The organism is Mycobacterium sp., assembly GCF_035314905.1.
In the GTDB taxonomy this organism is placed as follows: domain Bacteria; phylum Actinomycetota; class Actinomycetes; order Mycobacteriales; family Mycobacteriaceae; genus Mycobacterium.
In genome coordinates this window covers 1-10,744 of sequence record NZ_DATFYW010000067.1, presented here as the reverse complement: position 1 = coordinate 10,744, position 10,744 = coordinate 1, and the positions used below count along the sequence as shown (strand labels likewise).

The window sequence follows — 10,744 nt, the reverse complement described above, 5'->3', positions numbered from 1 at the left end:
CGAGCACACCAGGATGCGGTCGCCCGGGCGCATCGGCAGCAGCCAGATGTCGGGCGGATGGTCGATCCCCGCGAGCACCGCCCCGGTGAGAACGTTGCCGATCGGAACGGACCGCCCTCGGCGGCGGTGACCGCGCCGGCGTCGATCAGTTCCTGCACCATCGAATGGTCGACGGTCAGCTGGCTGAATCCGTCGGCATCCAACCGGTAGGTACGCGAATCGCCGACGCCGAACTCCAGGTGCGTCCGAGACACCGAAAGACCTTCGTCGCCGAGCTGTATCAGGTATTGCCAACGCGGGGCCCGACTGCCGGGCTGTGGCAGCGACCGGGGCGGACAAGGGCGACCGGCAACGCGGAGCGGCCGCGATGACGGCCGCGAGTGGATTGTCGCGGTTGGGCATTGTCGGATCCTTTTGTGCCGCCCGGCGGGTCTCCGCCGTGATCCCACATTCGTCGCAGATCCTGTGGCAGCGCTATGGACCGGCTTTGTCATGTCGACGAGGTGCTGTGAGCCCTGCCGGCCGGCGAGCGGGGCATCAACGAAACACACTGTCAGGCTGTGGGTTCGAGGCCCGATGCTCGGCGATCATTTCGTCGTGCGGCGGCGGCAGAGACCCGGCCGTGCGGTCAACTATGCTGCGCCGCGGCGCTTTCCCAGACCGGCGTCTCGTCCGGGCAGTAGGTGCTGATCGCGGCTCCGAGGAACTGCCACGACTGTGTCGGGGTGCTGTGCGGCGGAAGGTTGGCGAAGATGAAGCCGGCCGACTTGTCCGCGTTGGCGTCCACGCCCTTGTGCAGTCGCTCGCAGACGATCTTGCCCAGCCACGCGTTGTAGTCGCGCGGGCCGTAGATACCGTAGGTATGAAGCTGGGTGGCGAAATCGGTATCGACGTCGGCGTGCGAAGGCGCCGCCAGGGCGATCGCCAAGGCGGCGGTTGCCGCCAGCGCCGCTGTCTTCCTCACGGGCGGTGACTATACGCCGGCGCAACGGCACACGTTGAGCGGGAACGGACGAACAACGCCGCGCAACTGGGGGAACGGCCGCCCGTGGACTCTCAGTTACAGGGGTAGGGTACGCAAAATTCAGTTAAATGAGCTAATCTGTCGCGACGCAAGGAAATTGCGAGAGGGTGGTGGAGATGGCGTGGACGGGGCCCGGCACTGGGCAGCACCGTCAAGCCGCGGTCACGAGTCGGCGCCACCAGGAACAATGAAGACCGGTTACCTGAGGACAAACGGGCGGCGAGGGTTCCAATGATCCGGGCGGCTAGGCGAGTGTGGATAGTGCTGGTCATCGCGGTCGTGGTCGCCATCGCGGGGTTCTGCGTCTTCCGGCTGCACGGGGTGTTCGGCAAGACGGAGCTCAGCCGGGCCGGCAGCGGCCTGGCCAACGACACCAAACCGTTCAACCCCAAGCGGGTGACGTACGAGATCTTCGGACCGGCAGGGACCGTGGCGACGATCAACTACCTCGATCTGGAGGCGCAGCCGCAGGAGGTGAAGGACACCACGCTGCCGTGGTCACTCACCCTGACCACCACCGCCCCGGCGGCGAGCGCCAACATCGTGGCCCAGGGCAACAGTGACAGCATCGGATGCCGCATCACCGTCAACGGCCAGGTCAAGGACGAGAAAGTATCCGACGAGGTCAACGCCCAGACCTTCTGCCTGGTCAAGTCCGCATGACCAACACACACATCGGCGCGCACCCGATCATCCCCCGGATGATCCGGCTGTTCTCGGTGCCGATCCTGCTGTTCTGGCTGGCGGTCACCGTCATCGTCAACATCGCCACACCGCAGCTGGAAGTCGTCGGTCAAGACCACTCGGTGTCGCTGGCACCCAACGACGCGCCGTCGATGCGGGCCACGCAACGCGTGGGCCGGGATTTCAAGGAGTTCGACTCCAACAGCTCGGTGATGATCGTCCTGGAAGGCGAACAGCAACTCGGCGACGAAGCCCACCAGTATTACGACGGCCTGATCAAGAAGCTCGAACAGGACACCAAACACGTCGAGCACATTCAGGACTTCTGGAGCGACCCGCTGACGGCGGCGGGATCGCAGAGCGCCGACGGCAAGGCCGCCTACGTTCAGCTGTACCTGGCCGGCAACCAGGGCGAGAGCCTGGCCAACGAGTCCGTGCAAGCGGTCCGCGACATCGTGGCCAGCGATCCGCCGCCGGCGGGGCTCAAGGCCTACGTCACCGGCCCCGCGGCGCTCACGGCGGATCAGCACCACGCCGGCGACAAGAGCGTCAGGCTGATCACGATGGTGACCATCGGGGTGATCTTTCTGATGTTGCTGCTGGTCTACCGCTCGATCATCACCGTGGTCCTCGTCCTCGTGATGGTGTTCATCGAACTGGCGGCGGCCCGGGGGATCGTCGCAACCCTGGGTTATCACGACTGGATCGGCCTCTCGACGTTCGCGGTCAATCTGCTCACGACACTGGCCATCGCGGCGGGAACGGACTACGCGATATTTCTCGTCGGCCGATATCAAGAGGCCCGTGCGGCCGGCGAGGATCGCGAAACCGCCTTCTACACCATGTATCACGGCACCGCCCACGTCATCCTGGGGTCGGGTCTGACCATCGCCGGCGCGACCTACTGCCTGAGCTTCACCCGGCTGCCGTATTTCCAGACGCTGGGTATCCCGTTGGCGATCGGCATGCTGGTCTCCGTCATCGCCGCACTGACCATGGCACCCGCACTGCTCACCATCGGCAGCCGGTTCGGCCTGTTCGACCCCAAGCGGAAGCTGAGGACACGTGGCTGGCGCCGGGTGGGCACGGCCGTCGTGCGCTGGCCCGGCCCGATCCTGGCCGCAGCGACCGCGCTCGCGCTGGTGGGACTGCTTGCCCTGCCGGGGTACAAGACCGACTACAACGATCGCCACTTCCTGCCCGCCGACATCCCCGCCAACGAGGGGTACGCGGCGGCCGACCGACACTTTCCCCAGGCCCGGTTGAACCCGGAGCTGCTGCTGCTGGAGACCGACCACGACGTGCGCAATCCGGCCGACATGCTGGTCATCGACAGAATCGCCAAAGGCATCTTCCACATCCCCGGCATCGGCCGGGTGCAGGCCATCACCAGGCCGCTGGGAACGCCGATCGAGCACACCTCGATCCCGTTCCAGATCAGCATGCAGGGCACCACCCAGACAATGAACATGGATTACATGCAGGCCCGCATGAACGACATGCTGGTCATGTCCGACCAGATGCAGACCGTGATCAACACCATGGAGCGCATGGAGGACCTGGTACGGCAGATCAGCGAAACCACCCACGACATGGTCAGCAAGATGCACGGCATGGTGGCCGACATCAGCGACTTGAGGGACCACATCGCTGATTTCGACGATTTCTTCAGGCCGTTGCGCAACTACCTCTACTGGGAGCCGCACTGCTTCGACATTCCGATCTGCTGGTCGCTGCGATCGGTGTTCGACACGCTGGACGGCATCGACACGCTGACCGACGACATCACCAACCTGATGCCGGACCTCGACCATCTGGACGCGTTGATGCCGCAGATGCTCGCGCTGCTGCCGCCGATGATCGACACCATGCGGACGATGCGCACGATGATGCTGACGATGCGCAGCACCTTCGGCGGTCTGCAGGACCAGATGCAAGCCATGCAGCAGAACGCGACCGCCATGGGCCAGGCGTTCGACGCGTCCAAGAACGACGATTCGTTCTACCTGCCCCCGGAGGTCTTCGACAATCCCGATTTCAAGCGCGGCCTGAAGATGTTCGTGTCACCGGACGGGCACGCCGTTCGGTTCATCATCTCCCACGAAGGAGATCCCGCGAGCGCCGAAGGGATCGCGCACATCAACCCGATCAAGAATGCGGCGTTCGAGGCCATCAAGGGAACCCCGCTGGAGGGCTCCAAGATCTACCTCGGCGGCACCGCGGCGACCTACAAGGACATGCACGAGGGCTCCAACTACGACCTCATGATCGCCGGAATATCTTCGCTGTGCCTGATTTTCATCATCATGCTGATACTGACCCGAAGTGTGGTCGCCGCGTTCACCATCGTCGGAACAGTGCTGTTGTCGCTGGGCGCCTCGTTCGGGATTTCCGTGCTCATCTGGCAGGACATCCTCGGCATCCAACTGCACTGGATGATCATCGCGATGTCGGTCATCATCCTGCTGGCGGTGGGTTCCGACTACAACCTGCTGCTGGTGTCGCGGTTCAAGGAGGAGATCCACGCCGGATTGAAGACGGGAATCATCCGCGCGATGGCGGGCACCGGTGCGGTAGTCACCTCGGCCGGCCTCGTGTTCGCCTTCACGATGGGCTCCATGGTGGTCAGCGATCTGCGCGTCATCGGTCAGGTGGGAACGACGATCGCCCTCGGGCTGTTGTTCGACACCCTGGTGGTGCGTTCCTTCATGACGCCGTCCATCGCCGCGCTTCTCGGTCGCTGGTTCTGGTGGCCGCAGCGGGTGCGCAGCCGCCCCCCGAGGCCGCAGCACCGTGCCGCCGTCACCGAACCAATTCCGGTCGGTAATTCAGAAGTCGGGAGTACACAAGGAGCACTACAGTGACCGTCATGAGCCAGCGGCACCCCAGCGCTGTCCTTCGCAGCTGCGTCGCGGTCGTCGCCCTCGGCATCGCCGCGTCGGCGTTCCCGGCAGTGGCCGCGGCCGACGCCTCCGACGACTACCCGATACCGCACCGGATGATCATCACGACCTGCACGGCCGAGCAGATCCTCGCCGCCGCGCGGGACTTCGAGCCGGTTTATTACGAGCGGTACATGATCGACAAGCACAACAAGCCGCCCGAGGTGCAGCAGGCCGCCATCGACAGCGCGCATTATTTCTACTCGCTGAGTCCGACGGATCGCAGGGCCTACTCCGAACAGATGGCGACGAATTTCGCCGATCCCATGACCCTGGCGTGGCCCAACTGGGCGAAGATCTTCTTCAACAACAAGGGCGTTGCGGCAAAGGAAACCGACAACTGCGCCAACTACCCGGCCGACGACGCATCCGTCTGGGACGGACTGAGTTAGGCCGTTGACTCAGGCCGCCGCCACGGTTTCGGCTGCCAACACTTGGGTGGCCGCGTGCTCACCGGAGCGGACGGCGCCATCGACCCAGCCGCACATGACGGCCGAGCTCTCGGTTCCCGCCGACTGGATGCGCCCGCACGCCTCGCGGAGGGCGTGGCCGAATTCGGTCAGCACGAGCGGCGAGGCTGCGTTCGCGCCGAACCGGTCGACCAGTTAGCCGATGACGGCCGCTTTTCGCTCGGCCTCACCGAGGCGTCCGAGCCGGCGGACGGCAGGCAGCGGCTTGGTATCGAGTGCCCCCCGGGTCTGGCCGTTGAGGTCGTTTCGTCGGCGTCCTTCGCCGGGCACGGGACGCAAAGGTGATCCCCAGGTCAAAAACCTACGCTGGGGCGATGAGCACTCGCGGTGAGGAAATCGGCTCAGCGCCAGGGTCGGCCGGCGCGCGGTTCCGGCCGGATCGCCCATTGTTCTCGCAGGCCGGCTCCCCGCCGAGATCGCGCCGCGGAATCCTGTTGGGCGTAGGCACGGTGCTGGCCATTCTGCTCGCGACGGCGGCGCTTGTGGTTGCCGTGGTGTCGCTGGTGCGCCAACCCGCACCGACGTCCACCGCACCGGCGGACCCGCAGGCGTCGACCGCGGCGGATCGGGCGCTGTGCCAGGCGATCGCGCCGCTGATGAAGGAGAACGACGACCGCAGTAACGCCTTCCTGGCAACCGGGCAGCCGGGGTCGCCCGAGCGAGACGCGGCGCTGCCGAAATTCGTCACCGACACCCAGGACTGGGCGCGCCGCACCCAGCAGGCGCTGGATGCGCACGCGACCCCGCCGCGCTTGCTGACCCGCAGCTTGCAGCGCTACATCGACGACATGCAGCTGTTCGTTGCAAGTGTCCGCCCGGGACCGGGCACGCAGTATGACGAGGCGGCGTGGACCGACAGCATCGTGGCTTACGGGGGTCCGGTGGCCACGTGTCAGGCGCTCGGCATCGGCTGGTGACGCCGCGGTGTTCGCGACCGGGTCCTGGAGGCCGCGCGGCTCATAGCCGCCCTAGCCGCTAATAGCCGTACGGCGCTGGCGGTTGGAACGGCAGCGGGATCCAAATCCCGAACTCCCAGAAACCCCACTGCTGGTAGTACGGATCCCACACCGGGACGACCGAGATTCCGAGGTAGTCAAAGGGTTGCGGTGTCCAGCCCGACGCGTACGCCCAGTCGTCCCAATCCAACAGCGCCGGCGGACCCCAGCCCCACGGCTGCCCGATCCATCCGTCCCACGGGGCGGGTGGCGGTGGCCCCCACCCCCACGGTGGCTGCCCCCAGCCCCACGGCGGCGGCCCCCAGTTCCCGAGCTGCTGACCCCAGCCGGCGTTCCACGGTGGCGGTGGCGGCGGCCCCCACCCCCACGGCGGTCGACCGTCTCCCCACGGCGGTGTTCCCCCGTGCCACGGCGCCGGACCCAAGTGATCGCCCGGCGTGCGGAAGTCCTTGTCCCATCGCAGGTCTCCGAGCGGCGCGCCGGGCCCGCGGAAATCCCCGCGGAAGTCTCCGGCAGCCGCGCCGGGGCCGTGCAAGCCCGGGCGGAAACCCGGAAGCGGCGGCGCGCCGGGTCCGCGGAAATCCCCGCGGAATTGTCCGGGAGGCAGGCGCGGTCCCCGCAGGTCCGCGCGCGGCGCCCCCAGCCCACGGAAGTCCCCGCGCAAGTCCGCTGGAGGCCGCCCCGTGCCGCCATGCGGTGCGGGGGCACCCTGCGGTGTCGGCACGTCGGGTCTGCGCAAGTTCCCGCGTAAGTCCCCGGGAGTCCCGCCCGGTCTGTGGATATCGGCGGGCGGCCCGCCCGGTCCGTGGATCTCGGCGGGCGGCCCGCCCGGTCCGACCGGGCCGCCCCGCGGTGCTCCGCCCCATCCCGGTCCGCGGACCTCGGCCGGTGGCCCACCCGGTCTGCCGCGCGGCGCCAGCGCGCCCGGTCCGGGGCCACCACGAGACGGCACCGGCCCGCCACGAGGTGCTCCCCCGCCCCCACCGACATGCGGTGGCCAAGGGGGTGCAGGCGGGGCCGGGTCGGCGTTAGCGACGCCCGCGCTCGCACCGGTCGTGAAGACGCCGAGCGGGATGGTCGCGGCTACCGCCAGAGCGGCGGCGATAGCTGCTCTTGAAAGCAGTTGCTTCATTTTCATGATGCCCCTGCATTGACGGTAGGTGACCGTGCTTCGAACCACCTGGCACGCTGCTGACAACGTGCCGTGCGACCGATCCGGACGCTCAGGCACACAAGCGTCAAAGGGATCAGCCGAATCCGCGGTCCTTGCGCACACGGCCCCGCCTTTCGGGGTGCATGTGGCTCTGCACGTCACCTGGGTACATCACTGCAGCGCAACGGGCTCATCGTGGGCGGTCCTTGTGGGCGTCGTCGTAGGCTTGCCGCACCGGTCGCGAAACTTGGCGTTGTCCCGAAGCAGCGTGCCGCACGACTCGCAAGTCATCTGTGGCACCGCCCTCTCAGCGGGGCCAGCATCAAAGCGCGACGATCCACTCTCCCCCGTGGCCCGGACAAGCTGCAAACCAGCATAAGAGCGACGAGCAGTGAGCCGGGCCGATTAGCGGTGCCGCCACGAACAAGATGGTTGGGCGAGCTTTGCGCCTTTTGCCAGTGAGCGTGTTTGTCAAATTTCTTGTTCAGCATCCGATAGAAGTCGGGGCCTACCGGAGACCATGTCACCGGCCCGCGACCTGGCCGCATATTGACGTCGGCGACGATAAGTAGTCATAGATCGCAGCAATTGACTAATGCGCGCCTCGACATCACAGATCTGCACTTCGGCGCAGTTTCGCTGCTGGACATCTATCGGGGATAGCAAACCAACGCTGAATTTCTCAGCACGCTGACTGGTCCCGCTCCTAAAACTCTCCTGAGCTGAGATACCGCTGGGAGTCACCCCACCTTTCCCTGCAAATCCCCTAATCCCCTAACCGAGATTGCTGGCATAGCCCAGAACTGCCCCTGTGAGGCAGGGGTGCCGACCCCGTGTGCGGGGCTTGAGCTGGTCCATACCGTGGTCATCAGATCACCGGATGACACCCGCGATGAGCTTTCCGAGAAACCCGAAAGGCGCTCCAGATGAACCCCGTGCTCGAATTCATCCTCGACCTCTTCCGCAACGAAAGCGCCGCGCAGGCGTTCGCCGCGGACCCGGCAGGGACACTTGCCAACGCCGGCCTGTCCGACGTCAGCCCTGATCAACTTCAGTCCGTCGCGAGCAGCGCGATCCCCGGGTTGGCTCTTGGCGACGGCGATCCGATCTCCGGTCTGCAGCAAGCGGTCTCAAACCAGTTCGGCTTCCCGCTGCCCTCAGAACCGGTTGTCGACCCCTCCTCGATGTATTCGCCCCCGCCGGCATTTGCGCCTGGACCGACGTTCGTGCCGGAACCCGACGGCGGATTGTTCAGCAACGACACCATCCAGATGGGCGGTGACGGTGGTGCTCCGGTGGGGCCCGTATTCGACGACGGTGGCGGTGCCGGTTTCGGGGCCGGCGGCGGAGCCGAGCTCGGCGGTGGTGTCGGGCTCGGCGGTGACGCCGGGCTCGGCGGTGAAGGTGGCTTCGGCGGCGGATTTGAGGTCGGCGCGGGATTTGAGGTCGGCGGCGGAGCCGAACTCGGTGGCGGAGCCGGATTCGGCGGTGACGCCGGGCTCGGTGCCGGGCTGGGTGCCGGGCTGGGTGCCGGGCTCGGCGGTGAAGGTGGCTTCGGCGGCGGATTCGAGGCCGGCGGCGGAGCCGGATTCGGCGGTGGCGCCGGACTGGGCGGTGACGCTGGGTTAGGCGGATTCGAGGCCGGCGGCGGAGCCGAACTCGGCGGTCGTGCCGGGCTCGGTGGTGACGCCGGACTAGGCGGTGACGCTGGGTTCGGCGGTGAAGGCGGCTTCGGCGGCGGCGCCGAACTCGGTGGCGGAGCCGGACTGGGCGGTCGTGCCGGGCTCGGCGGTGGCGCCGGACTTGGCGGCGGAGCCGGACTGGGTGCCGGAGTCGGAGCCGAACTAGGCGGTCGCGCCGGGCTGGGCGGCGGAGCCGGTGTCGGCGGTGAAGGCGGATTCGGAGCTGGCGGCGGTGCCAGGCTCGCCGGCGAAGCCGAGCTGGGTGGTCCGGCCGGTGGCGGTTTCGACGGCGAGCGCCGGGCTGAGCAGCGACAAGAACGCCCGGCTGCCAACTTCACCGACAAAGCCACCGCCAGCGGTGGCGGAGCGGCGGCCGTAAGCGGCAACTACGGCGGCGGCCTGATCGAACAGGGAGGTGCCGCCATGACCAGCTCCGCGAGCGCCGGACTGACGAACCCGTTGGGCGGCGCGACTCTCAGTGATCAGGTCACCGCCAGCGGTGGCGGAGCGGCCGGGGTCGGCGGCAACTACGGCGACGGCCTGGCCGCGCAGGGAGGTGCCGCGATGAACAGCTCCGCGAGCGCCGGCCTGACGAACCCGCTGGGCGGTGCAACCCCGAGTGCACAGACCGCCGCCAGTGGTGGCGCAGCAGCCGGTTTCCTCAGCAATGAGAGCGCCGCGCTGGGCGGCCACACCAACGCTCAAGCGGCCGGCCCATTCGGTGATGTCAGTCTGACTGGCCACGAGAACGCCACCAGTGGCGCAGCCGTCGGAGCCGGTGGTGGGGGGAGCGCAGACTTCCTCAGCCATGAGAGCACCGCGCTGGGCGGCCACACCAACGCCCAAGTCACGGGCCCGTCTGGTGGCGTCGCCTCAGCCGGACGGGTGAACGCTGCAGGTGGCGCTACGGTCGGAGCAGCGGGTGGCAGCCACGGCGACATCCTCGGCAACGAGAGTGCAGCGCTTAGCGGCCACAGCAGCGTCGACCAGAGTGCCATTGCAGGTGGCCACGGTTCGACCGTCTCAGTCGGCGACAGCAATGCCATCCATGACAGCGGGTCGACGACGGCCAGTGGCGATGTCACTTCCGCAGCACACAGCGGCTCGATCATCACCGCCTCCGACAGTAGCGTCCACACCAGTGGCGTCAGCTCGGTCAGTCCCAACCACACGTCGACGACGATTGACGAGCACTCCGGCATCAGCTCGTCGACCCATGCGGTCACTGACACGCCGGATCACCCGGTATTCGATTCGTCGGCCCAGTCGGGCACCGATTCATCGAGTCACTCGGTATTCGACACCGGTCACGACACGTCGCTATCGCACCCCACTCCGGTCGAGAATGACGCGTCGACGCACACGCACGTCGACCCGCATGTGGGGTTCTGAGCGGAGCCATTGACGCCAATCGGCGGGGACCTCGACGGTCCCCGCCAATTCGCGGTCATAACTGGTCAGCCCATACACGGCAGTCGACCCGACGCTCGCCCCGCCGAAATCGCGGTTACGGCCGAGAATCTCATCGCCGTCACTTGCGGTCGGTGGCCGCCAACTACGGACAGTATCGGAGAATTCGACGGAACCCGCGGCGTCACTTGAGAAACCGCACACCACGCAATGTGGTTTGATTGCCACCGCCTTAATCCCAGTTGCGTCCAGGCGAGTGGTGTATGGGGCTTCGGGGCCGGCGGCGTGTCGTAGCCGGGTAGAGGACGGTCATCGCGTGATCCTTCGAACGACCGCCAAGTCAATCGAAGGAGAACAACGCGATGACCAATCCCCACCCTATCGATGTTGAGAAGCTGTTGGCCGACCAACTCGCCACCGCGA

General features: G+C 66.9%; 7 protein-coding genes and 2 pseudogenes. 5 read left to right on the top strand and 4 right to left on the bottom strand.

Going from position 1 to position 10,744, the window contains the following annotated elements:
* Together VKG81_RS05185 and VKG81_RS05180 are read right to left on the bottom strand one after the other, a co-directional pair.
* Positions 1-254, bottom strand: a pseudogene (locus tag VKG81_RS05185) (hypothetical protein); the annotation flags it as partial.
* A 374-nt stretch (positions 255-628) separates the two neighbouring features.
* Positions 629-964 carry a DUF732 domain-containing protein gene (locus VKG81_RS05180; protein WP_324390337.1) on the bottom strand — a complete coding sequence of 112 codons (336 nt, stop codon included), beginning with the start codon at positions 962-964 and terminating at the stop codon, positions 629-631.
* A 291-nt stretch (positions 965-1,255) separates the two neighbouring features.
* Here VKG81_RS05180 and VKG81_RS05175 point away from each other — a divergent pair, with 291 nt between their 5' ends.
* From VKG81_RS05175 to VKG81_RS05165, 3 genes are read left to right on the top strand one after another with little or no spacing between them, the layout of a single operon-like run.
* Positions 1,256-1,687: an MmpS family transport accessory protein gene (locus tag VKG81_RS05175; protein WP_324390335.1), complete on the top strand. Its 432-nt coding sequence runs from the start codon at positions 1,256-1,258 to the stop codon at positions 1,685-1,687.
* Positions 1,684-4,572, top strand: a complete 2,889-nt coding sequence (locus VKG81_RS05170) for an MMPL family transporter (protein WP_324390333.1) — start codon at positions 1,684-1,686, stop codon at positions 4,570-4,572. Before VKG81_RS05175 ends, VKG81_RS05170 begins: the two co-directional genes overlap by 4 nt.
* A gap of 5 nt (positions 4,573-4,577) precedes the next feature.
* Complete coding sequence (locus VKG81_RS05165) at positions 4,578-5,042, top strand: DUF5078 domain-containing protein (RefSeq protein ID WP_324390331.1); 465 nt, start codon at positions 4,578-4,580, stop codon at positions 5,040-5,042.
* Between the two features lie 9 nt (positions 5,043-5,051).
* Here VKG81_RS05165 and VKG81_RS05160 read toward each other — a convergent pair.
* Positions 5,052-5,318: pseudogene (locus VKG81_RS05160) on the bottom strand (monoamine oxidase); the annotation flags it as partial.
* 116 nt (positions 5,319-5,434) lie between these two features.
* On the opposite strand from VKG81_RS05160, the gene VKG81_RS05155 reads away from it, so the two are divergent.
* Positions 5,435-6,037 (top strand): hypothetical protein, encoded by a 603-nt coding sequence (locus VKG81_RS05155; RefSeq protein ID WP_324390329.1) that lies wholly within the window; start codon positions 5,435-5,437, stop codon positions 6,035-6,037.
* 58 nt (positions 6,038-6,095) lie between these two features.
* Here the strand turns inward: VKG81_RS05155 and VKG81_RS05150 are convergent, their stop codons facing one another.
* Positions 6,096-6,800 (bottom strand): hypothetical protein, encoded by a 705-nt coding sequence (locus tag VKG81_RS05150; RefSeq protein ID WP_324390327.1) that lies wholly within the window; start codon positions 6,798-6,800, stop codon positions 6,096-6,098.
* A 1,355-nt stretch (positions 6,801-8,155) separates the two neighbouring features.
* Between VKG81_RS05150 and VKG81_RS05145 the strand changes: the two genes are divergently transcribed.
* On the top strand, positions 8,156-10,303 hold the full coding sequence (locus VKG81_RS05145) for an IniB N-terminal domain-containing protein (RefSeq protein WP_324390325.1): 2,148 nt from the start codon (positions 8,156-8,158) through the stop codon (positions 10,301-10,303).
* The last annotated feature ends 441 nt before the right edge of the window (positions 10,304-10,744 follow it).